Below are 26867 nucleotides of genomic sequence, written 5' to 3'. Positions count from 1 at the left end.
CTTTTTTGGGGAGGGTGGTGAGCGGAGCGGTTTGGGTAAACCCGAAACGCCGGAAAAACTCAGGAATGATCGTATAGAGATAGATATCTTTCCTGGCCCGGGTCAGCGCCTGGGCCAGCAGGAAGCTGGCGATCCCCTGGTTTTGTTCGGCCGGTTTTAGCGCGAGATAGCTTAAGAAATAAAAATCCTTGTATTCGTCGAGTTTTACCGTCCCGACCACTTCGCCGGATTTATCCGCTACCTGAAAGTATGCCCAATCCTGGGCGGCGGAGTACTCGTCAACCTCTTTAAGGATCGCTTTGATTGCCGGAAGATCGTCGGCTTTGGCCGGGCGTATTAAGACCATAGATATATATTTTATCAGAAAGAGCTTGACAAATGAAATGATAAAACGTATTATATGAATAATATGATAAAAGGTCAGGTGGAAAAGAGGGCGGAATTGTTGAAGGCTCTGGGGCACCCAGCCAGGCTGGCGATCGTCCTGGGGTTGCGCGAGAACGAATGCAACGTCAATAAAATGGTCGATGGTCTTGGGCTGCCGCAATCAACGGTTTCCCAGCACCTTAACGTTTTGAAAGCGGCCGGGGTCATTGAAGGGGAGCGGCGGGGGGTTAAGGTTTGCTATCGGGTGGTTGACCAGTTCGTTAAAAGGGTTTTGGAAATAAAATAGGAGGGATAGTTATGGCAAAAGAAATATCGGACCAGGAATTCGCGGTTGAAGTTGAGCAGGGGAAAGGGGTTGCCTTTGTTGATTTTTGGGCCCCCTGGTGCGGCCCATGTCTGGCCATGGCCCCGGTTTACGAAAGCGTTTCGGCTAAATATCCGGCAGCTAAATTCTTCAAGGTCAACACGACCGAACATGTGGAAAAGGCTGGCCAATACGGAGTGACCGGAATTCCTTGCATTATTATTTTCAAAGATGGGAAGGAAATTGACCGGTTGATCGGGATGCGGCCGGCCCCCGCTTTTGAAGCGGCGGTCAAGAAAATTATCGAGGCTAAATAATATGCCGATAGTCGATAATAAGCGTTGTCCCCGGGATCATTCCTGTCCGGCGGTCAGGGTCTGTCCGGTCAAGGCGATCAAACAGCAGGGATACGCGGCGCCGATCATTGACCAGTCGCTCTGCACGGAATGCGGCAAATGCGTCTCTTTTTGTCCAATGGGGGCGATCCAGTCCTTAAAAAAGAAGTAAGATCAATCCGGCCAAGCCGTGGAAAATTGCCAGTGCAATAGTAATATAGGCTAACCGTTGGTGGGTTTTAAGCGGGGACTTATTAAGCCCGGTTAAGAGAGTTGTTGCTAGTGATGATAGGGTGATGATCCCTCCCCAGGCGATCAGCGGGAGGCCAAAAATGCGGGCGGTGATCAGTATTTCCATGTTTTTGTACCTCTTTAACCGCGCAATTAATTGCGCGGTTATATTGTGACAAGGCCCTGTTTACATTCCAAACTTATTGCGAAAAGCAAATCGCTCTGGAGGCAATCTTGCCGGCCTGGCGGTCTCGTCTTCGATCTGGTGCCCCTTCAGGCGGGGACTGACCGCTGCCGCGTGTTTTCCAATATTAACCATGGTCAATAAAGTTATCTCGGCCGGAATACCCAGCAGCTCCTTGGCTTTGATCGGGTCGTAACCGGCGATCGGGTGGGCTACCAGCCCAAGTTCGGTCGCCCGGTATATCAAAACCGCGGTCGCCAGCCCGGTGTCAAACAAATAATATTCCCGCCCATCTTTCATTACGCAGTCATCTTCTTTACGGCAGCAGACCGCGATGATCATGGAAGCGTCAAAGGTCCATTCATTCCCCGGCGACATGGCGGTTTTAATGGCGGTGAGTTGCTTTGTTTCGTAGACAAAAACGAAGCGCCATGGTTGTTTGTTGAAACAGGAAGGGGCCAGGCTGGCGCATTCGGCCAGGTCATTGATCAACTCGGACGTGATCGTCACCGGTTCTAACGAGCGATAAGCGCGGCGGGATCTGATAGCCGTGATGACATCCATGTGATTGAGTATAGTGATTATATTAAACAGAGTCAAGATTGAAAGCTTGACTATCGGAGATAAACCTCATAAAATTCCAACAGACGCTCTAAAGCGTCAGGAGGTAGGTTATGGGAATTTCTTCTTTTCTGGTGATCTGGTCCCTGCTCATGGCTTTGGTTTTGCTGGCGATCGGTTTCATTACCTGGGTATTGGCGGTTAAAGAGTCCGGCTGGCTCAAAATTGCCGGACAAATTATCGCGGTGGTGATCGTGGTTTTAACTTTGCTTCTACTGGTCCTTGGGAGCAGTTACCGCGATAAAATGAATAACAGGATGGGAAAAGGGATGATGATGGATACGAAGGGCGGGACCATGATGAACGGGGATGCCCCTTGCATGGATAAAGGAAAAATAGCCGCTCCAATGAAGATGAAGAAATAGTGATTATTGACCACTTGACAATAATTATTAATAGTAGATAATTATTCAGCTTTGGCTCAAGACCATCAAATAATAAAACCCGGAGGTGCATATTTTAGATAAAAATTGTTTTTTCCGTACCCGCAAATTATAAAAAGATAAGAGGTAGTTAAAATATGTTTAAAAAAAGTTTGTATGTTCTGATCGGGATTGTTATGGTTGCCATGACGATGTACGGCTGTTCGGTCACTTCGTCATTTACTTCTTCCAAGGACCCGGGTGTTTTAGGTTCGTCTGAAGTAACAATGAGCGGCGCCGCCAGCTACACCGGCGGAAAAGTTGAGATCGGTTTGGCCGCTTTATTCAAAGGGACCGGTGAAGCGCTGACCCTGGATAAAGGGCGCTTTACTGTTTATGTCGGTAAAGACGGGATCCCGACGACCGACTGGGGAAGTGTCGATTTTGCCCTGCCAACCGACTCGGATAAGCCGATCGACATGGTTTTCGTGCTGGACAATACCGGCAGCATGTCGGGCTCGATCACCGGAGCGAAGAACAGCATCGTAGCGTTTGCCGCCTCACTTGAAGCGGCGGGGGTTGATGCCAAGTTCGCGTTGGTCACTTACGGCGATAGCGCCATTCATCCGACCCCGGCCGGTTATATAACCTCCGAAAGTTTTAGTGATGCGACATACGTCCGGCCAGTTCTTGATTTCAATAACGCCGCTACCCTGCAGGCAACCCTGGACGCGGTCCATGCTGATGGCGGTGGTGATGGCCCGGAAAATCCGCTCGATGCCATCATGTATGGCTATAATAACTTCTCCTGGAGAGCTGGCGCGCAGAGGGTTATTGTCGTGATAACGGATATTAACGGCCACCAGAATGTCGCGGGCGATACCTCTTCTAACAATAAGTGCCTTACTTCCATTGAAGCGGTCGCTCTTAATCTGGCGGGAAAAGCGGTCGTTTACGCGGTTAGTCCGAATTACTCGACCGACCAGTCGCCATATTGCGATGTTCGCCGCCTGGCTGATGGGTTAGGCGAAGGACGGACCACCCCACTTAGCAATACCGGCGGTAAGTGGATCCAATTTGGTTACTATGGGTATGATCTGACCACTCTTGGGATCACAACAGCAGTCAGCAAGGGATATAAGTTCACCTTTGACTACACCTTTGCCGATGGGACCTGGTGGATCCACATTGTGGCCGACACCGATGGCGACGGGGTGATGGACAGCGAACTGCTGATCAAGATCATCGTCTCCGGCGGGACCGGGAGCTCGAGCATTAAATCGGCTTCCGTGGTCAATTCCAGGCCGCTCTCTCAAGCGGAAATTCTCCGGCTCCAAACAGTAAAACAATAAAGTTTTACTAGACCAGGCTATTTTGCAGGGCCCCCCTTCCGGGGGCCCTGTTTTTTTGACGGTCTCTTTAGCGTGTGATATACTCAATTCGCAATGCCTCCAAAAAAGAGCAGCAATAGCAAAAAAAGCCAAAGAATGGCTGTCCCCTCCAAATTCAAACAAGATATTATTGGCATCCTTCTGATCGCCATTGCCTTGATCATATATATCTCCAATCAATCTTCAGCGACAGGACTGGTCGGCCTTTATGTCATTAAAAAAGCGCTCCGCTCGGTCATGGGAGTGGGGATCTACATCCTTCCGTTTTTTGTTGCTCTTTACGGGGTGATCATGCTCCTGCGCCATGAGATCAAAGAACTGGCGGTCCGTTTGACCGGGCTGTTTGTCCTTTTTTTGGTCTATATTACTACCGCCCAATTTATTGATTCCGCTTACTTTGCGGCTTTGGCCGATTATCCCATTGTCCAGGGGGCGGGAGGGGGAGCCGGCTTTTTCTTCCGTTTTATCCTGGAAAAGACCGTTGGCCTGGCCGGTTCTTACATATTATTATCAACCTTTGGGTTTATCGGCCTTCTTTTAATGTTTAATCTAACTTTTCAAAGTTTGATCACTTTTATCATGGGGCTTTTTCATTTTGAGAGTGCTGAGGAGGAAAGGCCAAAAGGCCTATCCAAGCGCGTAGCGGCCAACGCACCCGCCGCGGTCAAGGAGGCGGCTCCCGCTCAGCCGGCGGTGACCCAGCTCCCACTGACCGAGCAGGAGAGCGAACCGGAAGAGCCGCGCAAACCGGTCCTGGAATTCCCAATGCCGAAATATGACAATGAGACCGAAAATCTCAGGACTGAAGAAGAGGTCGAAGAAGAACGAAAAGAGTACTCTAATTACAAACTCCCCCCGCTCGACCTGCTGGAAGACCAGACCGCTAAGGAAAAGAAGCAGGCGGATAAAATGCGGGAGACGACAGAAATGCGCAAGCACCTTCTGGAAGAGGCTTTGCGGAGTTTTGGGGTTGGCGCGCACGTTGTTTCGATCTTCCAGGGGCCGTCGGTCACCCGTTATGAGCTTCAGCCGGAACCGGGGGTCAAGGTTAGCCGGATCGCTAACCTGGCTGACGATATTGCCCTGAATCTGGCCGCTTCCGGGGTTCGCATTGAAGCCCCTGTCCCGGGTAAATCGGTGGTCGGGATCGAAGTCCCCAACGCCATGACAACGACTGTCCGCCTGAAGGAGCTGGCCAAACAGAACGATTTTCGACGGAACTCGTCCAAACTTTACATTACGATCGGTAAAGATCTGGCCGGATCGCCGATCTACGGCGATCTGGGGAAAATGCCCCACTTGCTGATCGCCGGGACGACCGGTTCAGGCAAAAGCGTCTTTGTTAACTCCCTGATCATGAGCATTCTTTTGCGGGCCCGCCCTGACGAGGTCAAAATGCTGATGATCGACCCCAAGATGGTGGAGCTTTCCATTTACGACGGAATTGCCCACTTGCTGGCTCCGGTGGTGACCGATGTCAGAAAAGCTTCCGCCACGCTGAAGACCTGGGTTATTTGGGAGATGGAGCGGCGCTATAAATTGTTTCACGACATGGGAGCGAGGAATTTGCAAGCTTACAACAACAAGGTAGACAAAGATCAACGCCTGCCGTTTATTGTTGTGATCATTGACGAGCTGGCCGACCTGATGATGGTGGCGGCCAATGAAGTGGAAGCCTCCATTTGCCGCATCGCCCAGATGGCCCGCGCTACCGGGATCCACCTGGTCGTCGCTACCCAGCGGCCGTCGGTCGATGTTATTACCGGCCTGATCAAAGCGAACATTCCTTCGCGGGTCGCTTTCGCGGTCGCGACCCAAATTGATTCCCGGGTCATCTTGGATAGTTCAGGAGCGGAGAAGCTGTTGGGCCGAGGGGATATGCTCTACAATCCGATCGGGGCGATGAAGCCGATGCGGGTCCAGGGGTGTTTCCTGACGGATAAAGAGACCGAACGGGTCTTAGAGTTCATCAAGAAACAGGCCGATCCGGATTATCTTAAAGAGATCACGGAAATTGCTCCGTTGGGTGAAGGGGAAAAAGGGGGAGAAGGGGGGAGCGGCGGAGACGGGCGTGACGCGATGTTTGGCGAAGTTGCCAAATTAATTGTCGAGACCCAGGTCGCCTCGACCTCCTATATTCAAAGGAAATTCAGGATCGGTTACAACCGGGCGGCCCGATTAATGGACGAGCTCCAGGCGGCCGGCATTGTCAGCGTTCCCGACGGCGAAGGGAAAGGCCGCCGGGTTTTGGCTTCCAGAGAGACTCTTTCCGGTATGGGTATTCAGTGAGAAGACCGAGACTGAACGTCTCGGTTATTTTCACGGAACCGCGAAGTTTATTCGCAGGTTCCGTGATTATGCTGATTATTTTGTTTTTTATATCACCTTCTATCGCCTTGCACTATCCCAAACGGATCATCTCCTGCACCCCGGCCCTGACCGAGATCCTCTTTGCCCTCAAGCTTGACCGGGAAATAGCCGGAGTGACCACCAATTGCAACTATCCGCCGGCCGCTTTAAAGAAAGAGAAGATCGGCGGGTTCATGGTCAACCTGGAAAAAGTTGCCTCTCTTAACCCGGACCTGGTCGTGATGCAGTCCGATGCGCAAAAAAAAGAGATCGATAAGCTTACCGCCCACCATTTGCCGGTCTGGTCAAGGGATCTGCGGACCGCCAAAGATCTCTTTGCCGCGATCGATGAGCTTGGGAAAGTTACCGGCCGGACAGCCGAAGCCAGGGCGGTTTTAAAAGGGATCTATAAAGAGGTTGCCAGGGTAAGAGCCCGGGTTAAAGGGTTGGGGAGAGCGCGCCAAAAAGTTGTGATGATCGTTGGGCTCAATCCCCTGATCGTGGTTGGCGGCGGCAATTTTATTGACGATTGTTTAGGCTGGGCCGGCGCGGATAATATTGCCGGCAAGAGCGCCGCCGCTTATCCCCAATTCAGCTTTGAAAAATTGGTCAAGGTTGATCCCGACGCGATAATTTTGCCGCAAGGCTTGATCCGCCAGGAAGAGCTTAAAAATGATAGCCGCTGGCAAAAGCTAAAAGCGGTCCGCGGCCGACGAGTATTTTATATTGACGCGGATATTATTTCCCGGCCCGGGCCGAGGATCTCAACTGCCGCTGGTATCATTGCCGATTATCTCTACCCTCCCAAATGGTAGTGTGCTAAAATTACTTCGCATGAAAAAAGTCAAGAACCAGGCGGTTTGGGCGACGATAATTATTTTCCTCCTGCTGGTCGCGGCGATCGCCGTTTCTTTTTTCTTTGGTTCGGTTTATATCCCGCCTGACCAGCTTTTTGGCAGCGAGATCTTCTGGCAGATCCGTTTTCCCAGGATCATTTTGGCCGCTTTGGTCGGGGTCTTGCTTTCTCTTTCCGGTGTTGTTCTGCAGGGAGTTTTGCGCAACCCCTTGGCTGACCCTTATATCCTAGGAGTTTCGGCCGGGGGTGCGATCGGCGCCGCCGTAGCTATCGCTTTTGGACTTAACCTGGTGGTCTTTGGGATGAGCTCGGTCCCGGCCCTGGCCTTTTTCTTTGCGTTGATCGCGGTTTTAATTGTTTACCAGATCTCCAAGGTCAGTGGCCGGACCGCTCCGGAAACCCTTATTCTGGCCGGTGTGGCGATCTCCGCTTTTTGCGCTGCCATCCTTGCCTTGATCATTATCCTGACCGGCAATCTGGAGGCGATCTATTTCTGGCTGTTGGGAAGTCTTTCAGCTGCCAGCTGGATCCAGGTTTATACCGTTATTCCATACGCTTTGATCGGCGGACTGGTCGCTTATTTCTTTTCCAAGGAACTGAACGCCTTTTTACTGGGGGAGGAAATGGCCCTTTCCCTGGGGGTTGAGGTCGAGCGGGTCAAGATCATTCTGATCGCCGCCGCGTCGCTCATGACCGCCGCCGCGGTCTCGGTTTCCGGGCTTATCGGTTTTGTCGGGCTGATCGTCCCGCATTTTATCCGGCTGTTGATCGGCTCAAACCACCGTTTTTTGATCCCGCTGTCGGTCTTGTCCGGCATGCTCCTTTTGGTCACTGCCGATATTATTGCCCGGACCGCTATATCTCCTCTGGAGATCCCCATTGGGGTGGTCATGGCGCTGGTCGGCTCACCATTCTTTCTTTATCTGCTACGCCGGCGGCGGAGAGGGGAGCGATGAGCGCCCTGCGGATCGAAGGATTATCCTGCGGCTATGACCGGAAAAAACCGGTCATCAAAGAATTGAGCCTGGCGGTCAATGAAGGGGAATTTGTCGGGATCGTCGGGCCGAACGGCTGCGGCAAAACGACACTATTAAAGACGATCATTGGGGTTATCAAACCATTTGCGGGCAGCCTGGCGGTTGGGAATCATCTGGTCGAGCACTTGAACCGGCGCGATCTGGCCAGAAAGATCGCTCTGGTCCCGCAGATGATGGAACCGGTCGAGGGCTTTACCGTAGAAGACATGGTCCTGATGGGGCGCTTGCCCTACCTGGAGCGGTTTGCTTTTGAGTCGGCCGAAGATCACGAAGCGGCGGAGTGGGCCATTGAGCAGCTCCGGATCGAAGATCTGAAAGGGCGGATGGTCGACGAATTGTCCGGCGGCGAATTTCAACGGGTAGTGATCGCCAGGGCGCTGGCCCAGGAGCCAAAGCTTCTTCTGCTGGACGAACCGATTTCCCATCTGGATATCCGCTTCCAGGTCAAGATCTGCCGTTTGCTCCGCCGATTGCGGGCTCACTGTTCCCTGCTGGCGACTTTCCACGACCTTAACCTTGCTTCCCGGTTCTGCACCAGGCTGGTCCTGATGGGCCGGGGAGGGATCGTGGCCGATGGACCGCCGGCCGAAGTGGTGACGGCGGAGAATATCTGGAGGGTCTACCGCGTAAAGGTCGAGGTCAAAAAGAGCTCAAAGAACGAGAAAGTCCGATATGTCCTTCTTCCATAAGTTTCGCGGCATCAAATTAATTGATGTGATTATTGTGTTTTCCTTCCTCGGACTGGTCGTGCTATTTTTTGCCAAATTCTTGACAGGGGAAACGGTTTTTGCTTTTAAGGACCTTTCCCGCTATTTTTACCCGCTCCGCTATTTGATGGTCGAACAGGTCAAGTCGGGGCATTGGCCTCTCTGGAACCCTTACATTTATTGCGGGTATCCTCTCCTGGCGACGATGCAGATATGTTTCTTTTATCCATTGTCTCTGATCCATTATCTTCTTCCTTTTCCTCTGGCTTTTAATTACTATATTATCGTTCATTATTTTCTAGCCGCTCTTTTTATGTTTTTATTGCTCCGCCGCTATTGTCTGGCGAGGGGGGCGGCTGCTTTTGGTGGGATAGTTTTTGCTTTTTCCGGTTATTTGCTTTCGGTTTCCAATATGAACACCTCGTTATCCAGCGTGATCTGGCTGCCGCTGGCGCTATTGTTTTGGGATCGGGTGGTTAGAGGAGAGGGGGCCGGGAATTGGCTGGCCTTTGCGCTGGTTTCTGCCGTAATGCTCCTTGGCGGCGAGCCGACCATAATTTATTTTTCATACTGGATGTTTTTTGCCTATGGACTCTTTTTTGCTCGGAAGAAGCTGGCAATAATGATAAGTTTAGTCGGGGCAGGGTTTCTGGCCGTCGGCTTATGCGCCGTCCAGCTTTTTCCTTTTATTGAGCTGACCAGGTTTTCTGACCGGTTAGCGGCTAATTATGGGGTGATAAGTTCATCCTCTTTTCCGCCAAGGGAGATCCTTTCTTTTGTTTTTCCGTATTTTTTTGGCAATCCCGGTCAATTTGGTGGATATACCGATGTTCTGCTCGGTCCGGTACAGCAAAGCTGGCTGATCTCCCCGTATTTTGGACTGTTGCCGTTTTTTTTCATCTTTTTTGCTTTCCGCTCCGGGAAGAAGGGGGTTTTCTTTTGGGGGGTGGCGCTGTTCTCCATAATAATGGCTTTTGGTCATTATAGTTTTCTTTTTCCGCTCGTCTATAAGTTGGTCCCCGGAGTTTCGCTGATCCGTTATCCGGTCAAGTATTTGTTCATGGCCTCGTTTTCTTTTGCCATGTTGGCCGCTTTGGGTTTTGACCGTTTCCTGCGACTTATAGCCGATCCCGCGTGGATAAAGAGGTTGATCGTTCTATTACAGTTGATCATTGGCGGCTGTTTGATCGCGGCGGTCATTGTTTATCTAAATATTAATAATATTTATCTGTTTTTTGCCGCAAAGTATTCAAAGGGGATCCCGATCTACTTTTTCAATTTGCTTTATCAGATAATTGAATTTAACGCGCAAACCATGTTTATGATCGTTGCGTATTTAGGGGGGCTGCTGCTGATAGTTTCACTGTTTAACAAGCGCGTGATCTCCAGGCAGTGGCTGATCGGGGGGGTAATATTGCTGGTCGCGGCTGATCTGATGGCAAGCGGGGTGCCGGTCGCCCTTGGTGCGCCGAAGGAGGCTTATACAGATGTGCCTCAAAGCTATCGCCAGATCATAAAAACCGGCTCCCAATGGAGGGTGTTTTTTACTCCGGAATTAGAGCGGGAAAATAAAATAATTCCCGGGGATGATTATATCAAGGCGATCATGAACTCCAAGGAGAATTTCGCCGCCAATTGGCATATTCTTTATCAATTACAGAACTTCAGCGGTTATGAATCGATCAAACCGGGGGGGCTTTATGTCGATTATTGGCAAAGTTTTTCCGGTCCGCGGCTGGGGGAGAAGAGAGACCTGTTAAATGCCGCTAGTGTCCGATACATTGCCAGCAGTAAACCGCTTGAGCTGTCCGGACTGAAAAAGATCATCCAGCGGCACGCGTACGGGACCGATCTTTTTCTCTATGAGAACAAAGGGACCTTGCCCAAAGCACGTTTTACCGATGGAAAAGGCGAGGCAAAAATCATCTCCTCTGATTTTGACCGGGTGGAGATTGAAACAGTTTCCCATCGGGGAGGCAGGCTTGTTCTGGCCGACCGTTATTATCCCGGCTGGAGATGTACGGTCGATAGAAGGGGGGCGCGGATCGAACAAGAGGGGTCATTTAGATCGTGCCTGGTCCCGGCGGGGAAACATCGGGTGGTTTACACCTATCAGCCGGGGAGTTTTTTCTGGGGAGGGATGGTTAGCCTGGCGACAATCTTTGTCATGCTTGGCCTCTTTATTAAATTTGGGGTGGACGACCGGAATTGAACCGGCAACCCTCAGATCCACAATCTGATGCTCTAACCAAATTGAGCTACGCCCACCACGCTGATCTGCCGTCTATTTAATGATACCACAGTTGACGTTTGATTTCACCGCCCGCGTCTTGACACCTTTATGAGGGTGGGGTATCGTGATAACCGGGGGTTGCAATGGACAAACGACTGAAAAAAAGCTTGTTAAATGAACGGGTCAGACAGGTCAAGGTCGGTAAAAAAATGACCATCGCGGAGCTGGTTGAAGCAATGGGGGAAATGTCGATCCAGGCCAGGAATATTGGGGAATGCGCCCGGGTCCTGGAGCGGATCTACACCGATAAAAAACGCCCAACCGTCATGCTTGGTCTGGCCGGTCCGCTGATTGCCGCGGGGCTGCGCCGGGTGATCAGGGATCTGATAGTCTGCGGAGCGATCGATGTGGTTGTTTCAACCGGAGCGATCATTTACCAGGACGTCTACGCGGCGCTTGGCCACGGCCACTTTCTCGGCACAACTGACGCCGAAGACAATACCCTGCGCGACCTGCGGATTGACCGGATCTACGATACCTATATAGATGAAGAGGCTGTCTGGCAGACCGATCGCTATTGCGGCCTGGTGGCCGATAAAATGACTCCCGGCAATTATTCCAGCCGGGCCTACCTTGACGCTTTAGCCGATACGCTTGACGATAAAGAATCGATCCTTTTTCAGTGTCGAAAGCTTGGGGTGCCGGTCTTTTGCCCGGCGCTCAACGATTCATCGATCGGGATCGGCCTGACAGAGCACCGGGTCCGCTGTTTGAAAGAGGGGCGGGCCGGGATCGCCATTGATTCGATCCAGGACAACCTCGAACTGGTCCAGATCGTCGTGAAATCAAGATCGACCGCCGCTTTTTACGTGGCCGGCGGTGTTCCCAAAAATTATATAAACGATTCCATTGTGATGGGTTATATTTACGGCCTGGACCGGGGGCACGACTACGCCCTTCAGATCACTACCGCGGTTACGGCCGACGGAGGATTATCAAGCTCGACCTTGAAAGAGGGGCGCTCCTGGGGAAAGATCAAGAAAGAAGCGAACGTTGCCATGGCCTGGGTTGAGCCGAGCGTCGCGCTCCCTTTGTTGGCCGGTTATGTTTTAGGCAAGGATTTGACCGCCGGCCGACCCCGTCTGCGCTGCCGCTGGGAAGGCGGTGAGCTTTTAACTTTGAGCGCTACTTAAGGCTTGATGAATAGAACAGGGCCAATAAAACAAATATGCCAGGCAGGATCAGCATGAAGAAAAGAGCCCCTGAAGGATTAGTTAAGGTATTGCCGTAGAACCAGGAGGCACTGGTAACTATTATTACCCAGGTCCACAGGTTGTTTTTATTCATAGCTTGCACACCTCAACCATAAATGATTTTTCATAGTATAGCACACTCAAATCCGATTATATAACAGATCAAATTCCCGGCTGAACGCCCGGGCGATCTCTTCTCCTTTCAGGAAGATCGCATTCTCGTAATTGTTCTTTTCGGCGTTGTCGGTCCAATTATACGAACCGGTGATTACTTCCCGCTCGTCAAAGACCGCGAATTTGTTGTGCATGATACCGCGTCCCCGGCCTTTAATGATCTTGACCTTTATCCCTTTTTTTTGCAGATAGTCGATCTCCGAATGTTTTCCTTTTGACTGGGAGAGGTCAGCGACGATCCTGACGTCGACCCCGCGTTTCCTGGCCGATTCCAGCGCCCAGGCGATCTCTCCGGAAGTAAAGCTGAAGATCGCGATCTTGATGTTTTTCTTGGCCAGATTGATCCTGGAGATGATCCGGTCCCTGGTCCCGCCGTTTGGGGAAAAGGAGACCTGGATCGAATCGGCCGTAAGCGCGGCAGCCGGCTGGAGGCCGGCTGGTAAAAGCATCAGTAACATAAGTATTAATGCAATAGTGTTTTTCATGGGCTTGTTTTACTTTGTTTTCTCTCGACCGCCAAATAAACAGCCAAATAGAGAGAGAGGAGAAGAAAATTATAGACAAAATCTTCGGCCGGAATGCTTAAGACTCTCCAGCCGATGATCGCCGAAGGCTTGTAAATGACTACCGGCAGAGAGGTTAGGAAGTAATTAAAGACCAAAAAGAACATGAACGAAGCGGCCAGGTAGAGCCAGTAGAACAGGGAGGAGAAAATGGTCCGCAAACGAAAAGCGGCAAAAACCAAAAATAAACCGGTTGCGCCAAAGACCAGGGCGGTGTAATCCCGGCTCAAGAGCGAGAGGGAAGCCAGAAAAAAAAGGCCGGCCGCGCCTAAAACAACCTGACGGCTGAAAGGGACCTCGAAGTCGACGGAAAAATGACGGAGCGACTCATAAATAAAAAGACAGCTAAAAGGGACCACCGCGAAGAACAAGACCTCTTCCAATGGGAGGCCTAAAAAATAAATGGCGGAGACATAGGCCGGGTTGAACCCCCAGTCGCCGCGCCCGGTGACCAGGATATCCCAAACGATAAAGGGCCCCCCGACGACCAGCGTTGCCGCCGCCCAGGACTTAAGATGTCTGCGGAAATAACTAAATTTGGGATGACAGGTAAGGAGGAGCGGGCCCAAGAGGATCAAGATGTCCAGAATTAAATAGAAGCTCATTTTGACCTCCTTGCGATAAGCGGGCAGGCGTTAAGGAGCGCCCGGCCGATGATCAGCCTCCTTGGCGGCTTGACTGTTCGTTGGAAAACGACCAGCGGGTCACGGTCGATCTGTTGGGCGGTCCAGGCATACATGTCGGCAGCGGTTTTTACCGGTACCAAATAGCGCCAGGGAAGGAAATGGTAGCCCGATTCGGCTTCAATCTGCCAATCGCGGTATAAAGCCAGCTGACCTTTAATAAAGGCGGCAAACCGGTCCGGGTCGCGGCGGGCGGTCTTTTCGTCCAGCGACGCCAGGCCAAATTTTTCCAGCTCTGCTGTCGGCAGGTAGCGCCGGCCCAGCAAGTGGTCCTCCTTAATATCACGGATAAAATTGATATATTGCATCGCTTTTCCCAAGGCTCTGGCCTGGGGATAGGCTTTTTCCGAAAGGTCCAGGATCGCGGCCATCATCAAACCAACAACTTCCGCCGAACCGTACATGTAATTTTCTGTTTCATCAAGAGTGGTGTAGATGTTTTTGTTCAGGTCCAGTTCCATTGATGAAAGAAAAGCGTCGGTCCATTTCTGATCAAAACTTTTTTTGGCCGACAATTTAACGAACGAATCGATAATTTTATCTCCGGACAGAAGCCCGCGGCGGGCGCTCAGGTAGTTCTCCCGGAAAATAAGAAAACCGTTCCGGTCCTGCGGTATGGAATCGACAAAGTTATCGGCCCGGCGGACAAAAGCGTAAAGGGTAAAGACATCTTCTTTGACCGCCGACGGAAAAAAGACCGAACTGTAAAAATAGGTCCGGCTTCCTTGCCGGAAAATCGAAGTTTTCAGCTTATCAGGCATGATTATTGGTGATTTCCCGGCCGACGATTTGGGCGGAGATCAGGACCATGGGGAGACCGATGCCGGGGTGGGTGTAACTGCCGGTGTAATAAAGATTGGCGATCCTTTTACTGCGATGGGCCGGACGGAAGAGGGCGGTTTGAAAAAGGGTGTGCGACAGTCCCAGAGCGGTCCCTTTATACGCGTTATAGGCCTGGGTAAAAGCTTTTTGGGCAAAAGTTTGCTGGTAGACAATGCTGGACCTGATCTCTTCGCCAGTCAGTTTTTCGAGATGGGCGATTACCTGGTCAAAATATTTTTGCCTGATCTGCGGGGTGTCTTCCAGGCCGGCCGCGACCGGGACCAGAACGAAGATCGTCTCTCCGCCGGGCGGGGCGACCGACGGGTCGGTTTTTGACGGACAACTGACGTAGTAAGAAAAATGTTTTGGCCAGGCCGGACGGTCAAAGAGCGTTTTGAAGTGCTCATCCCAGGAGGGGTCGAGGTACAGATTATGGTGACGAAGCCCTGGTATTTTTTTATTGAGGCCGATATAAAGCAAAACGGCGGACGGCCCCATTTTTCGGCTTGCCCAATAGCGCGGCGGATAGGAGACCGCCTCTTTGGCCAGCAGGGAGCTTTCGGCATGTTGATAATCGGCGTTGATCAGGACAATGTCGGCGGCAAATTCCCCTTGATCGGTCACGACCTTGGTCGCGGTCCGGCCGTTTGTTCCAATTTGCAAGACATTGTGTCCGCAGAGGACCTTGACCCCAAGCTCAGCCCCAAGCCGGCAGAGAGCTTCCGGGACTGCTCCGATCCCTTTGTCCGGATACCAGACCCCAAGGTTGAAATCGACGTGTGACATGATTGAGTAAAGAGCCGGAGTGTTTTGCGGCGACCCGCCCAGAAAAACAACGGTGTATTCCAGGATCTGCCGGAGCCGCTTGCTGGAAAAAAAACGCCTGGCATAGCGGTCGAGCCCTTCAAAAACATGAAGCCTTGGCCCTTGGGAGATGATCCGCCAATTTAGAAGATCAAGCAAGGATCGGTATTCCCGGCCGATAAAATCTTTCATTGCTATGTCATATTGATAGGTCGCGTTCTTGAGGTACCTTTCCAGTTTTTGTTTCCCTCCGGGCTCGAGTTGTTCAAAAAGCTCCCCGACTTTTTGCCGGTCAGCGGGGAGATCATGTGCCGAATCGCCAAAGAAGACCCGATAATTAGGATCAAGCCTTTGCAGTTGGTAATAGTCAGCCGGGGTTTTGCCAAAAAGCGCGAAAAAGCGTTCAAAGACCTCTGGCATTAAGTACCAGGAAGGACCCAGGTCAAAAGTGAATCCGTGGGTTTTCATGACCCGCGCCCGGCCTCCCGGCGCGGGATTTTTTTCCAGCACAGTGACAGCGAACCCTTCTTTGGCCAGCAGAGCCGCGGCCGCAAGTCCTCCGCATCCAGCACCGACAATAACAACTTCTTTTTTTGGCATGATGGATGAATTTTAGCGTATTGGCTGGCCGGTGGCAAATGGTTGACAATGATATTAATCGTAGTAGCATTATGGCAGTTACTGGAGGAGGTAGATCATGCCATTAGCCTTGCTTGATAACGTGACTAAGAGTTATTCGCCGAAAGCCGACCCCGCGTTAAAAAACATTACCCTGGTGATAGAGCCCGGAGAACTAATTTTGATCTACGGGCCGAATGGAGCGGGGAAAAGCACCCTGTTGCGGCTGTTAGGGGGATTGGAAAAACCGACCGACGGAAAAATATATTTGGACGGGAAAAACATTTCGCGACTTCGTCCAGACTTGCTGGCAGAGGTCAGGCGGAAGGAGCTGGGGTTTTTATCGCCGGACGCAGACCTGATCCCGATCCTGTCGGTGTTTGAGAATGTTGAGTTGCCTCTCCAGCTTGCCAGGCAAGGGAAAGCGGGGGAGCGCCGCGAACGGGTCAGGCAGCTGCTTGACGAGCTTGGCCTGGGAAGTTTAGCCGCAAAGAAGCCGCCAGAACTTTCTCCCATTGAACGGCAAAAAACCGCGTTAGCAGCGGCGGTGATCAAGAGCCCTCTTGTCATCCTGGCCGATGAGCCGACCGCCCGGCTTGATGTTAAATCAGGGTTGGAAATTTTATCAAGCATTGTTGAGATAAATAAAAAAAGAAAAATATCGTTTTTAGTCGCTGGCGACGATCTGGCAATGTCCCGCTATCTGCCAAAAGTGATAAAGTTGTATGGGGGGATCATTGAGGGAGGAGGCGCTGTTCCAGAAGCGCCTGTTAAGGCGGTGCCATCGGTCATGAAGGTGGGGACGGTCTTGAAAGAGACTCCGGTTAAAAGCGTGCCGCCGGTTGTGAAAGAGCAGCCGGTTTTGAAAGAGGCTCCGGTTAAACTTGAGGCGATCGTCAAGCCTGCGCCGCCGGTTAAAAGTGTGCCGCCGGTTGTGAAAGAACAGCCGGTCTTGAAAGAGGCTCCGGTTAAACTTGAGCCGCCGGTTAAAAGTGTGCCGCCGGTTGTGAAAGAGCAGCCGGTCTTGAAAGAGGCCCCTGTTAAACTTGAGGCGCCGGTTAAAAGTGTGCCGCCGGTTGTGAAAGAACAGCCGGTCTTGAAAGAGGCCCCTGTTAAACTCGAGCCGCCGGTTGATCTTTCATTGATCAAGCCAAAACCGATGGCTGCCGCATCAGGGTTAACAGAAAAATTGGAAGTGGCTCCCAGGATTATCAAGGAAAAAAGAGACGCAGGGGTCCCGGTCTATGAAATAAAAATGGACGACTTGCAAAGCCCATTGATCAAACCGCCGGAAAATAGGGGGAAGGATGCTCTTTAGACTCGCGGTTCGGCACCTGGCGAGCCGACCAAGATTTTTTCCGGTCATTGCCCTGGCGATCGTGATCGGCAGTGCTATTGTCGTCAATTGTTTTATCAATGACCTGGAGCGCCGCTTGATCAAAGACGAGGTTGACCTCCATTTCGGTCACGTTAAAGTTTATCAGAAGGAATATGATGTTTCAGCCTGTTCTCTCGCAAAACTGATCGTTTCTCCGGAAGCGGTTGTTGAAGATCTGTCTGCCCAAAAAAGAATGATCGGAGCCGCTCCGCGGGTTAGATTCCGCGCTTTACTGTTAAATGACAGCGGGGATCTTCCGGTCATAGTCAATGCGATCGACTCCGAACAAGATGACCTGGTTTTTAGGCTTCAGGGAAAAGTGGCGGCCGGACGCTATTTGGCGGGGAGCGAAGAGGCGGCGATGCTGGGACGGGAACTGGCGGAAAGCCTTGGTTTGGCGATCGGCGACCAGATCGATCTTTTGGCCCAGGGGAAAAATGGCGTTTTTCATGAATTTGGCTTGTTGGTCAAAGGGATATTGGTGACTGGGGACAAAGAAATAGACGGGGCTTCGGTTTTTATTTCTTTGGACGTAGCGCAGGCGGGGCTCAATTTGAGTGACAGGGTAACGGAGATCTCGCTTCGATTAAAGGACCCGGCAGAGGCTCCCTTCGTCAAATACGAGGGGTTGGAAGTGATCCCCTGGCAGAAAGACATCAAGAAGACCGTTTGGCTTGAGCGAACTCGCGTTTATTTGTCGGCCGGTTTTCTGGCCGCGTTAAGTTTGATCGTGCTGATCGTTTCGGTTAATTATTTCAAACTGGCCAGGATCAGGCGGCGTCAGGAGTATGTCTATCTTAGCCGTTTAGGTTTCAAAAGCCGGGACTTCCTGATCATGTCCGCCTGGGAGCTGTTTTTTGTGGTGAGTTTGGGGATTATCCTTGGGTTATTATCGGGAGGAGTGGTCTTAAAATGTTTGGGCTGGCTGTAAAAAATATCCTCAATACTTTCCGGGGAGTGGCAACACTTTTCGGGTTTTCGATTATGGTCGCGGCCGCGATCCTTTCCTGGTCCCTGGTCAGGGAGGTTTCGGATGGGGCGCTGAGCAATATCGCGTATTACCGGAGCGGTCATTTGCGCGTTGTAGACAAGCAGTTCAATGACCAGCTTTTGCCGCTTAACAAAGCCTTTGCCAAGTACCAGGAAGTCGAAAAAATAGCGGCGCAATATCCTGGGGTCAAGGCCCAGGCCGAGCGGATCGAGGCTCGCCTGCTGTTGCAGCATCTCGGTCGGAGCGCCCAGGCGCGGGGGATCGCGATCGACGCGATACGGGAGCATCCTCCCTGGCGGACCCTAGCTGGCCGTCAGGTCGGTATCAGCGATAAAGAGCTGGTGATCGGGGCCAAGCTGGCCCAGAAGTTGGCGGTAGGCTTGGACGACACTTTGACGATCGTTACCCCGAACGCGTTGGGATCGTTGACTGTCTTTGATCTTAAGGTTGTCGGGATATTTTCTTCGGGTTCGACCAATATTGACGAAAGTTATTTCTTTTTCCCGCTGGCGGCGGCGCAAAACGTCTTTGACCTGAAAGGGAAAGTCAGCGAAGTGGTTGTGTATCTTCGTGATCCCCGCTTGGCGCGGGAAGGGGCCGAGTTCATTAATGCGGAGCTGGCGAGGGTAGCGCCCGGCCAATTCAAGGTTATCCCCTGGGAGAGGGATGATGCGGTGGTTTGGCTGGAAAAAGGGGAGTTGATCGGCTGGCTGGTCGGCGGGCTTTGCTTCTTTATCGGCTGCGCCCTTATTTATCATTTCTTTTCTGCCGGAGTGGCGGCGCGCGACCCGGAAATAGCTGCCTTGAAAAGATTAGGAGTGAAAAAAGGGGAAATGGTCCGGCTGCTGATAATTGAAGCGACGATCCTTGGCCTGTTGGCCGGAGCGATCGGCGGACTGATCGCTTTTGTGTTGGTCCAGTTATTATCAGGCCAGCAAATTACCATCAGCTGGCTGGATCTGCAGTTTGTGCGGGCTGAGTTGGAGGTCGCGCTGCGCCTGCCGGATATTTGAAGGGAGTCGCGGGGAGTCTCCTCTTTTCCTGGCTGGCGATGGCCCTGCCGGCCTGGCGGGGGGTTAAATGAAAAGGCTTATCGCGCTGTTGTTGTTCATGCCTGGGATAGCACTGGCGGTCGCCTTATCACCAGCAGAGAAAGCCCTGGTCTCTCTGGATGACAATTACACCCAAAGAACGACCGCCATGACTATGCGGTTGTTTTATAAAAATGATGACGAGCAAAGAACGGCGGATCTGGAGTTTTTTGCCTCCGGCAATGACCGGTCACTGATCGAGGTCAAAAACCAGGGAGGCCGCTATCTAAAACTGGGTGACAGGCTGCTGATCTATTCCGCCGCTTCCGGCGGTCCGGTCAAATTGACCGGGCGCATATTTGAGCGGTCGTTCCTGGGTTCCGCTTTTAGCTTTGCCGATCTAATGTTCCCCCGATCGTTCGCGGACGTTTATACTGGCCAGATAACTACCAGCGAAACGATCAGCTTTATTGTCCCCCAGGGGACGGGGGAAGCGGTTGAAGAACATGATTGTTTGGTTATGACCCTGACCGCTTCGCGGCGCCGGGCTCCGGCATACCGCAAGATGATCTGGATCGACCGGGAGATAGAAATGGTGGTCAGGGAAAAAGACTTTGCCCTTTCCGGCCGGCTGCTTAAGACGATTGAATACGGAGATTTCCGAAAAGTTAAAAAACGCTATTATCCCGCATATTTGCGCGCCGAAGATCCGGCCCGCGGGGGAGTGGCCAGCGAACTATTTATTGACCAGGCGGAGTTTGACAGAACATTGCCAGCCGGGATATTTAACCCTTAGTTACGTCTTAATTTGTCTTCCAGCGTGTTATAATTTTACCATACAAGCGAAAGGAGCTTCTATGAAAGTTGTTATTATTGGCGGTGTCGCCGGAGGGGCGAGCACGGCGGCCCGTTTGCGCCGCCTGGACGAAAAGGCGCAGGTCGTCATGTTCGAGCGAGGCAATGAGATCTCCTATGCCAATTGCGGCATCCCTTACCATATCGGCGGCGTAATTAAAGAGCGCGACCAGCTGGTCGTCATCGGGGAAGAGGATTTCGCCAAACTCTTTAACACCGAAGTCCGGACCAATTCCGAGGTCTTGGAGATCGACCGGGCGAAAAAAAAGGTCCGGGTCAGGGACCTCAAGAAGAACGTTGAGTATGATGAAAGCTACGATAAACTGGTCCTCTCCCCGGGCGGCTATCCGATCCGTTTGCCGATCCCCGGCATAGACGATCCCCGGATCTTTACCATCCGCAACCTAGATGACATGGACCGGATCAAGCAGGATTTGGCGGACCGCCGCCCGAAAAAAGCGCTGATCGTCGGCGCCGGCTTTATCGGCCTGGAGATCGCGGAAAATCTACACCATCTGGGCCTTATGGTTTCGGTGGTCGAGCTGGCCGGGCAGGTCATGAACCTGCTCGATTTTGAGATGGCGGCGGCGATCCATCAGCAATTGAAGACAAAAAAGATCGAATTGTATTTAAGCGACGCGGTTAAAGAATTCTCCGCCAGCCAGGGGCTCGAGGCGGTCCTGCAGAGCGGCCGCCGGATCAAAGCGGACCTGGTGATCCTGTCGATCGGGGTCAAACCGGAGATCCATCTGGCTAAAGAGGCGGGGTTGGAGATCGGCCTGCTTGGCGGGATCAAAGTCAATTCTAAACTGCAAACTTCCGATCCGGAGATCTATGCCCTGGGGGACGCCACCGAGATCAAAGACAGCGTCTGCAATTGCCCAGCCCTGATCCCGTTGGCCAATTCGGCCAACAAACAGGGGCGGATCGTTGCCGATAACATTTGCGGCGGAGATTCCAAATATGATAGTACGCCAGGAACGGCGATCGCCAAGGTTTTTGACCTGACGGTGGCGATCACCGGCGCCAGCGAGAAGAAGCTCAAGAAAATGGGGCTTCCCTATGCCAAAGTCTATCTCCAGCCGTCGTCTCATGCCGGCTATTATCCGGGTGCTTTTCCCATGCTGGTGAAGCTGCTCTACGACCCGAATGGCGGGCGGGCCCTGGGGGCGCAGATCATCGGCAGCGACGGGGTTGACAAGCGGATCGACGTCATTGCCGCCATGGTCCAAATGAAAAAAAATGTTTACGACCTGGCCAGGCTCGAGCTTGCTTACGCGCCGCCTTTTGGTTCGGCCAAAGACCCGGTCAATCTGGCCGGGATGATCGCCATCAATCAGATCAACGGGCGGAATCCGTCGGTCTATTGGGACGAGGTTCCCGGACTGAAAAAAGGAGGGGCTTTCTTCCTGGATGTCAGGACGCGGCTCGAATACGATCTTGGCCACGTCGAAGGGGCGGTCAACATCCCGATGGGGGAGATCCGTTCGCGATTGAACGATATCCCGCGCGACCGGAAGGTCGTGACCTGCTGCAATCAGGGGAAGACCGCGTATTTTGCCCTTTCCGTCCTGCGGCAGCACGGTTTTGACAACGTTTTTAACCTGGCGGGAGGCTACAAGCTCTACAAGATCACGACGCTGGAACAGGAGAATGTCGGGATCTTTGAGGGGACTTTTATCGGCAAGAACGACGAACTGCGGCAGGCGCCCGCTTCCGGGGGGCGTTTTTTTCAGATCGACGCCAGCGGCCTGCAGTGTCCCGGCCCGATCATGAAGCTGGCCAATTCCCTGGCCGACAAGCTTGACGGGGATATCATCGAAATTACCGCCACTGACCCCGGCCTGAAGAACGACATTACCTCCTGGTGCGCCGCCACCGGCAACGTGCTGATCTCGGTCGCCGATGCCGACCGCAAAGTCGTGGCCCGCCTCCAGAAGGGGACAAAACGCGTTCTGCCGGCCGGTGGCGAAATCCCGCACGACAAGACGATCATTGTTTTCAGCTCTCACCTTGACCGGGCGATCGCCGCCTTTGTCATTGCCAACGGGGCCGCTTCCATGGGTCGGAAAGTGACGATGTTCTTCACTTTTTGGGGGCTCAATATTCTGCGCCGGCATGAGCGGGTCACGACTAAAAAAGATCTTTTTGAGAAAATGTTCGGTTCCATGATGCCGCGCGGCTCGCTCCGGCTCCAGCTTTCGCAGCTGAACTTCTTCGGCCTCGGGCCGAAGCTGATCCGCTTCATTATGCGACGCAAAAAGATCGACTCACTGGAGAATTTTATCTCGTCGGCTGTCCAGTCGAACGTCAAACTGGTCGCTTGTCAGATGACCATGGATATGATGGGGATTAAAAGAGAAGAATTGATCGATGGGGTGGAAGTTAGCGGAGTAGCGGCCTATCTGGGGGCGGCGGAAAACGCGGACACCAACCTGTTTATCTAAGGAGTAATGTTATGATCACAATGAACAATGTTCCGGGAAAAGATAAAGGGTCGGTCAAATTATACGCTTTGAGCACCTGCGTCTGGTGTAAAAAAGTAAAAAAACTGCTGAACGACCTAAAGGTCGCCTACGATTATATTGATGTCGACCTTTTGGAAGAAGAGGCAAAGGCAGAGGCCAAGGAAGAGATCATCAAATGGAATCCCCCTTGTTCGTTCCCGACCCTGGTCTTGGGGGACAAGAAGTGCATTGTCGGTTTTGACGAGGGGAAGATCAACCGGGAGCTTGGCTAATGGCCGAACAGGGGAAGATCGAAGCGCTTTATAATAAATTAAACGCCGAGGCGGAAGCCGGCGGGTATCACCTCAATCCCGACAAAGATTTTACCAAAGAGCTGGTCAATGGCCTGCTGGTCAACGAGGAGCGCTACGGCTACCCGGCCTGTCCCTGCCGCCTGGCGAGCGGAAATAAAGAGGCGGATCTCGACATAATTTGTCCGTGCGACTATCGCGACCCCGACCTGACCGATTACGGCGCCTGTTACTGCGCCCTGTATGTTTCCGGCGAAGTTTTAGCGGGGAAAAAGAAGTTGGCGTCGATCCCGGAACGCCGACCGGCGGCGGGCTTGCCCAAAAAGCCGGCGTTTCCGGTCTGGCGCTGCAGCGTTTGCGGCTATCTTTGCGCCCGGGAAAATCCCCCCGAAGTCTGCCCGATTTGCAAGGCAAAAAAAGAGCGGTTCGAACGGTTCCTCTAAAGTTCCTCGGAAACGATGACCTGCAGTTCTTTGATCAAGGTGTTCCAGTAGCGCGGCGTGCCGGTCTCAGGAAAGTTTCGGCCAAAGTCATTCTCTTTTGATTGGACCGCCAGCCAGGCGGCGTAATGGACGATCCTCATTCCCCGGAGGGCGGGGACCAGATCCCAGCTATCGTCGTTAAAATCGCGAAAAGTCCGGTATCCTTTCAGGAGCCAGGCGGTTTCGTTCGGCGCATAGTCTGGTTTGTCCGGGAGAATGAGCCAGAGGTCCTGGACCGCCGGGCCAAGGGCGCAATCGTCAAAATCGATAATGTAGATCCCTTCTCCCGGTCTGGAGATAAAATTCCCTTTATGGCAGTCGCCATGGAGCAGGATCTTGGTTTCCCGGTCAAAGAGCGGTTCGCTTTTGCCGATCAGTTGCTCGACCACGGTTTTCAGGGCTGGAATAAAATCAGGGAGGATAAAACCGGTCTCCACGATAGTTTTGAGGTGATTTTTAGTCACCACTTCCGGCCGCCAGGTGAGACGCTTGGCATCAGTAAGCTTCTCTCCGACCTGATGGATCTTGGCGATCAGGCGGCCGATCGTTTGCCATCCTTCTTGATCAAACTCGTCCATTGGCCGACCCCATTTTTTTGGAAATACCGAAAAATAATATTGACCGTTTTGAAATAACGTTTCTTTATTTACCGCAAGCGGGGTGATGATCGATAGGTCATTTCCCCTTAATTTGGCCAAAAATTCATGTTCGGCCAGGATCGTTTCCTTACTCCAACGTCCCGGACGATAGAATTTTACGATCAATCTGGTGTTATCTTCCTTTTCAAGCTCATAGACCCGGTTAATATAACTGTTCCGTCTGATGCAGACATTGGTGAGGCTCTCTCCCAGGGTAGCTTCAACGCATTTGAAGATCATTTCCGGGGTCAGTTCATGCCAGATGCTTTCCATGTAAGTATCTTACCAGATAAATATGGGGGTGGGAATGCAAGGAAAATGCCCGTCAATACGATAAAAATACGGAACGAAGGCGGTTTTTCTAATGGATCATAATATACGCGAAGAATCTTTTACTATAGATTTTGCTCCCTTATGGCTATCGAGCCTGCACTTTGTCCTGCCGCGGCCATCCAACGTTTGCCGGTACCATCTCAACGGCCAAAACAATAAAACTATCCACCTCGACCTTCATCCTCCGGCCGAGATCAAAGACAAACATAGAACGATCATTATTCTTCCTGGATGCGGCGGTAATTCGGTTGATATGGTCAACATTGCCCGGCGTTTCAGCCGGGAAGGGTATCTGGCCTGGACGGTCGACTACGCGGTCGGGGATGTCTGCCGGGAAGATTTTGACGATTACACTATTTCCGAACTCATTGTCGAGATCAAGGTCATAATCGACTTTGTCTGCGAGCATGAACTAGTCGACAAGCAGCATATTTATATTGCCGGGCACAGTTTTGGCGGCTTTTCTTCGGTCCTGTATCTGGCCAGAAGCCATGACCCGCGGATCACCGCGGTGATCGGTATTTGTCCGGTCTTTGATGTTGTTGAGATCGGCTTCAACCATTTTTACAGACTGGCCGATAAATTTTCCTCCTGGGGCCGCCTGCTCAAGTTGATTGTTAAAAAAGCAAAGAACAAGATAATAAAGCTGGCCTTTTTTATTTGGGGAGCGACCGGCAAGCTATTGGTCATTAAAAAGAACGGTCACTGGATGCGGTTGACCAGGAAATTTATGGACGATATCGTCAAAGTGAACAATCACGACGCGGTCCTGCGGGACATCGCGCGCGTTGACCAGCCCTGCCTTTTTCTTTACGGGGAGAATGATCCCTGGATCAGCGTTTCGAACGTTAAAGAGGTTTATAAAGATCTTTCCGCCGGGCGGAAAGCGATCGGGGTGCTGGAAAAGGAAGGGCATCTGCCGATCGACGAGCTAGGCGCGGAAGAGATCTGCGAGCGGACCATCTCCTGGCTAGAGCATAACTACAGTTTAGCTCCGCGATGAAATAGAATTACGGTTCGTAATCTTCGGGCAGTCCCAGTTTTATCTTGAGGGCCCGGTTATAATCGTAGGCTTGTTTAGCCGCTTCCCCGGCGGAGATTAAATGCTGGGGTGGGGGAGCTTCTTCAGCCATGAAGCCAAGGCCAAACACACAGCCGACCAAACCCAGGGTCAGCAAACCGATCTGGGTGTCGCCGGTTGTAAAAGCGCCGCCGGCCAGTGATAGCACACCAATCAGTCCAACGACCGCCCCGATATTGTATTTGTTAGTGTAAAAATCAGCTTTCTCTTCGTATATTTTCAGCGCCGCGCCGTCATTGACCAGCCGGGCGAACTCGACGTCGGAGATCTGCTGGACCCCGCCCTGGACGATCTTCCAGTCGGCGGTCTCATAGGCGGTGGACGACATATTTGACCAGCCGGAACCAAAGACCGAATAGTAACCCGGGAAGTACATGCTGGTGGTGTACTCTTTCCCGACGGTGTGGACGCTCTTGCTAAGCAGTATGTCCAATTTTTTATTCTTATATTCATCCTGCTCTTTGCTTTTGCTTTCCAGCAGTTTGGCTTTGACCTGTCCGGTATCTTTGATCAGGACGGTGGTAGTGGCATTGGGCGCGACGTTGACCAGTTCGCTGAAGATGACCAGGCTGTCCTTGGTCGCTTTCAGGTAATGACTGCCGCTGTCAACGCCGTAGAGCTCAACCATGTCTTGCCCCTGCGATTTCTCGTCCAGGAATATTTCGATCCCTTTAACTTCCGAAAAGATCTTTATTGTTCCGGTGTTGTCAGCGGCAAAAGCGGGGCCGGGTTGAAAAAAGAGGCCGGCGAGGAAAAAACCAAGGACAAAAATTGATGGGAGGCGTTTTTTACGCATAATCAGGTTACTCCTCCTTATTACTACCAATGCCGGACAGGCTCGATTATACTCCAATCCTTCTTTTGTGAGCAAGTGTTAAGCGGTTTAATTAACCCTTGAGCGCCCGTTTCTCTCTTTTTAATGCCCGTTTTTCTTTGAGGGATAATTTCGCGACCTTTTTCACGTTCTTGTTTCCGCCCTGTTCTTTGTTAGCCATTGTATACTCCTTGTTTGTTTGATCCGGTTCATTATACCCAACCAGCCGACAGGGGGCAAGGCGTTAATTTATTCGCGGTTATTTGAAATGACGGGCGAGGAAAACGGCCAGGACGGCGCCGGTTGCCGCGATCAGGGAGAGGGCAAACGGCCACGGAATAGATAATAGTCCGGGTGAGCCCTGGCCAAGCGTAGCGTTGCCTGGTGCGCTGATCGTGATCAGTGCGGTAGCTGTTTTATCGTACATAGCGTGCATCAGGACGCAGGGGAGAATGTTGCTGCTTAAAAAGAAAAGATAAGTATATGGAAAAGCGCCGACCGCCACGGTAATGACGGCGATCGTTGTCAGCAGGATCGGGTCTCCAAGCCCGGCGTTAATATAAATCAGATAATACGACGGGATATGCCAGAG

Annotated in this window: 29 protein-coding genes and 1 tRNA gene; 19 read left to right on the top strand and 11 right to left on the bottom strand. The window is 52.0% G+C overall.

The window, feature by feature from the left end; all coding sequences use genetic code 11:
• Nucleotides 1–346, bottom strand: a 346-nt coding sequence (locus tag KKF06_03150; protein MBU1616766.1) for a GNAT family N-acetyltransferase, incomplete at its 3' end; no start/stop codon positions are given.
• A 54-nt stretch (nucleotides 347–400) separates the two neighbouring features.
• Here KKF06_03150 and KKF06_03145 point away from each other — a divergent pair.
• Genes KKF06_03145 through KKF06_03135 form a run of 3 tightly spaced genes read left to right on the top strand, consistent with a single transcriptional unit; the run spans nucleotide 401 to nucleotide 1198 of the window.
• Nucleotides 401–673: a metalloregulator ArsR/SmtB family transcription factor gene (locus KKF06_03145; protein MBU1616765.1), complete on the top strand. Its 273-nt coding sequence runs from the start codon at nucleotides 401–403 to the stop codon at nucleotides 671–673.
• A gap of 11 nt (nucleotides 674–684) precedes the next feature.
• Nucleotides 685–1008, top strand: coding sequence for a thioredoxin fold domain-containing protein (locus tag KKF06_03140; protein ID MBU1616764.1), 324 nt, complete (start codon nucleotides 685–687; stop codon nucleotides 1006–1008).
• A gap of 1 nt (nucleotide 1009) precedes the next feature.
• Nucleotides 1010–1198 (top strand): 4Fe-4S binding protein, encoded by a 189-nt coding sequence (locus KKF06_03135; GenBank protein ID MBU1616763.1) that lies wholly within the window; start codon nucleotides 1010–1012, stop codon nucleotides 1196–1198.
• On the opposite strand, the gene KKF06_03130 is transcribed toward KKF06_03135, so the two are convergent.
• Nucleotides 1184–1384, bottom strand: coding sequence for a hypothetical protein (locus tag KKF06_03130; protein ID MBU1616762.1), 201 nt, complete (start codon nucleotides 1382–1384; stop codon nucleotides 1184–1186). The genes KKF06_03135 and KKF06_03130 overlap by 15 nt on opposite strands.
• A 60-nt stretch (nucleotides 1385–1444) precedes the next feature.
• A complete protein-coding gene (locus tag KKF06_03125; GenBank protein ID MBU1616761.1) occupies nucleotides 1445–2005 on the bottom strand; it encodes a nitroreductase family protein in 561 nt (186 codons plus the stop codon).
• A 110-nt stretch (nucleotides 2006–2115) separates the two neighbouring features.
• On the opposite strand from KKF06_03125, the gene KKF06_03120 reads away from it, so the two are divergent.
• From KKF06_03120 to KKF06_03090, 7 genes are all read left to right on the top strand, one after another.
• Nucleotides 2116–2427 carry a hypothetical protein gene (locus KKF06_03120; GenBank protein ID MBU1616760.1) on the top strand — a complete coding sequence of 104 codons (312 nt, stop codon included), beginning with the start codon at nucleotides 2116–2118 and terminating at the stop codon, nucleotides 2425–2427.
• A gap of 155 nt (nucleotides 2428–2582) precedes the next feature.
• Entirely contained in the window at nucleotides 2583–3776 is a 1194-nt protein-coding gene (locus KKF06_03115) for a VWA domain-containing protein (GenBank protein ID MBU1616759.1), read from the top strand.
• Between the two features lie 93 nt (nucleotides 3777–3869).
• Nucleotides 3870–6104: a DNA translocase FtsK gene (locus tag KKF06_03110; GenBank protein ID MBU1616758.1), complete on the top strand. Its 2235-nt coding sequence runs from the start codon at nucleotides 3870–3872 to the stop codon at nucleotides 6102–6104.
• A gap of 80 nt (nucleotides 6105–6184) precedes the next feature.
• Entirely contained in the window at nucleotides 6185–6979 is a 795-nt protein-coding gene (locus KKF06_03105) for an ABC transporter substrate-binding protein (protein MBU1616757.1), read from the top strand.
• Between the two features lie 19 nt (nucleotides 6980–6998).
• The gene (locus tag KKF06_03100; GenBank protein MBU1616756.1) at nucleotides 6999–7976 is read left to right on the top strand and encodes an iron ABC transporter permease; all 978 of its coding nucleotides are present in this window, start codon (nucleotides 6999–7001) and stop codon (nucleotides 7974–7976) included.
• A complete protein-coding gene (locus KKF06_03095; GenBank protein MBU1616755.1) occupies nucleotides 7973–8746 on the top strand; it encodes an ABC transporter ATP-binding protein in 774 nt (257 codons plus the stop codon). The genes KKF06_03100 and KKF06_03095 overlap by 4 nt, the downstream gene beginning before the upstream one ends.
• On the top strand, nucleotides 8730–10976 hold the full coding sequence (locus tag KKF06_03090; protein ID MBU1616754.1) for a YfhO family protein: 2247 nt from the start codon (nucleotides 8730–8732) through the stop codon (nucleotides 10974–10976). Before KKF06_03095 ends, KKF06_03090 begins: the two co-directional genes overlap by 17 nt.
• On the opposite strand, the gene KKF06_03085 is transcribed toward KKF06_03090, so the two are convergent.
• Nucleotides 10955–11032 (bottom strand) — tRNA-His (locus KKF06_03085). The genes KKF06_03090 and KKF06_03085 overlap by 22 nt on opposite strands.
• A gap of 108 nt (nucleotides 11033–11140) precedes the next feature.
• Between KKF06_03085 and KKF06_03080 the strand changes: the two genes are divergently transcribed.
• Complete coding sequence (locus tag KKF06_03080) at nucleotides 11141–12190, top strand: deoxyhypusine synthase family protein (GenBank protein ID MBU1616753.1); 1050 nt, start codon at nucleotides 11141–11143, stop codon at nucleotides 12188–12190.
• 200 nt (nucleotides 12191–12390) lie between these two features.
• Here the strand turns inward: KKF06_03080 and KKF06_03075 are convergent, their stop codons facing one another.
• From KKF06_03075 to crtI, 4 genes are read right to left on the bottom strand one after another with little or no spacing between them, the layout of a single operon-like run.
• The gene (locus tag KKF06_03075; protein ID MBU1616752.1) at nucleotides 12391–12909 is read right to left on the bottom strand and encodes a DUF1669 domain-containing protein; all 519 of its coding nucleotides are present in this window, start codon (nucleotides 12907–12909) and stop codon (nucleotides 12391–12393) included.
• Nucleotides 12906–13592 carry a lycopene cyclase domain-containing protein gene (locus KKF06_03070; protein ID MBU1616751.1) on the bottom strand — a complete coding sequence of 229 codons (687 nt, stop codon included), beginning with the start codon at nucleotides 13590–13592 and terminating at the stop codon, nucleotides 12906–12908. Before KKF06_03070 ends, KKF06_03075 begins: the two co-directional genes overlap by 4 nt.
• Nucleotides 13589–14431, bottom strand: coding sequence for a phytoene/squalene synthase family protein (locus KKF06_03065; GenBank protein ID MBU1616750.1), 843 nt, complete (start codon nucleotides 14429–14431; stop codon nucleotides 13589–13591). Before KKF06_03065 ends, KKF06_03070 begins: the two co-directional genes overlap by 4 nt.
• Complete coding sequence (gene crtI, locus KKF06_03060) at nucleotides 14424–15896, bottom strand: phytoene desaturase (protein MBU1616749.1); 1473 nt, start codon at nucleotides 15894–15896, stop codon at nucleotides 14424–14426. Before crtI ends, KKF06_03065 begins: the two co-directional genes overlap by 8 nt.
• 97 nt (nucleotides 15897–15993) lie before the next feature.
• On the opposite strand from crtI, the gene KKF06_03055 reads away from it, so the two are divergent.
• The 7 genes from KKF06_03055 to KKF06_03025 all read left to right on the top strand — a co-directional run bounded on the left by KKF06_03055 (nucleotide 15994) and on the right by KKF06_03025 (nucleotide 23370).
• Nucleotides 15994–17232 carry an ATP-binding cassette domain-containing protein gene (locus tag KKF06_03055; protein ID MBU1616748.1) on the top strand — a complete coding sequence of 413 codons (1239 nt, stop codon included), beginning with the start codon at nucleotides 15994–15996 and terminating at the stop codon, nucleotides 17230–17232.
• Nucleotides 17222–18223 carry an ABC transporter permease gene (locus tag KKF06_03050; GenBank protein ID MBU1616747.1) on the top strand — a complete coding sequence of 334 codons (1002 nt, stop codon included), beginning with the start codon at nucleotides 17222–17224 and terminating at the stop codon, nucleotides 18221–18223. Before KKF06_03055 ends, KKF06_03050 begins: the two co-directional genes overlap by 11 nt.
• Entirely contained in the window at nucleotides 18205–19296 is a 1092-nt protein-coding gene (locus KKF06_03045; GenBank protein MBU1616746.1) for an ABC transporter permease, read from the top strand. The genes KKF06_03050 and KKF06_03045 overlap by 19 nt, the downstream gene beginning before the upstream one ends.
• A 67-nt stretch (nucleotides 19297–19363) precedes the next feature.
• A complete protein-coding gene (locus KKF06_03040) occupies nucleotides 19364–20110 on the top strand; it encodes an outer membrane lipoprotein-sorting protein (protein ID MBU1616745.1) in 747 nt (248 codons plus the stop codon).
• A gap of 61 nt (nucleotides 20111–20171) precedes the next feature.
• A complete protein-coding gene (locus KKF06_03035) occupies nucleotides 20172–22616 on the top strand; it encodes an FAD-dependent oxidoreductase (GenBank protein MBU1616744.1) in 2445 nt (814 codons plus the stop codon).
• Between the two features lie 14 nt (nucleotides 22617–22630).
• Nucleotides 22631–22909: a glutaredoxin family protein gene (locus KKF06_03030; protein ID MBU1616743.1), complete on the top strand. Its 279-nt coding sequence runs from the start codon at nucleotides 22631–22633 to the stop codon at nucleotides 22907–22909.
• Nucleotides 22909–23370: a ferredoxin:glutaredoxin reductase gene (locus tag KKF06_03025; protein MBU1616742.1), complete on the top strand. Its 462-nt coding sequence runs from the start codon at nucleotides 22909–22911 to the stop codon at nucleotides 23368–23370. Before KKF06_03030 ends, KKF06_03025 begins: the two co-directional genes overlap by 1 nt.
• On the opposite strand, the gene KKF06_03020 is transcribed toward KKF06_03025, so the two are convergent.
• Nucleotides 23367–24320, bottom strand: coding sequence for a serine/threonine protein kinase (locus tag KKF06_03020; protein ID MBU1616741.1), 954 nt, complete (start codon nucleotides 24318–24320; stop codon nucleotides 23367–23369). The genes KKF06_03025 and KKF06_03020 overlap by 4 nt on opposite strands.
• Before the next feature lie 91 nt (nucleotides 24321–24411).
• Between KKF06_03020 and KKF06_03015 the strand changes: the two genes are divergently transcribed.
• Nucleotides 24412–25383, top strand: a complete 972-nt coding sequence (locus KKF06_03015; protein ID MBU1616740.1) for an alpha/beta hydrolase — start codon at nucleotides 24412–24414, stop codon at nucleotides 25381–25383.
• A 7-nt stretch (nucleotides 25384–25390) separates the two neighbouring features.
• On the opposite strand, the gene KKF06_03010 is transcribed toward KKF06_03015, so the two are convergent.
• Nucleotides 25391–26257: a hypothetical protein gene (locus KKF06_03010; GenBank protein ID MBU1616739.1), complete on the bottom strand. Its 867-nt coding sequence runs from the start codon at nucleotides 26255–26257 to the stop codon at nucleotides 25391–25393.
• A 277-nt stretch (nucleotides 26258–26534) separates the two neighbouring features.
• Nucleotides 26535–26867, bottom strand: a 333-nt coding sequence (locus tag KKF06_03005) for a hypothetical protein (GenBank protein ID MBU1616738.1), incomplete at its 5' end; no start/stop codon positions are given.

It is taken from the genome of Candidatus Margulisiibacteriota bacterium (genome assembly GCA_018822365.1).
Lineage (GTDB): Bacteria > Margulisbacteria > WOR-1 > O2-12-FULL-45-9 > XYB2-FULL-48-7 > XYB2-FULL-45-9.
This window is presented reverse-complemented; position numbering and strand designations above follow the sequence as displayed.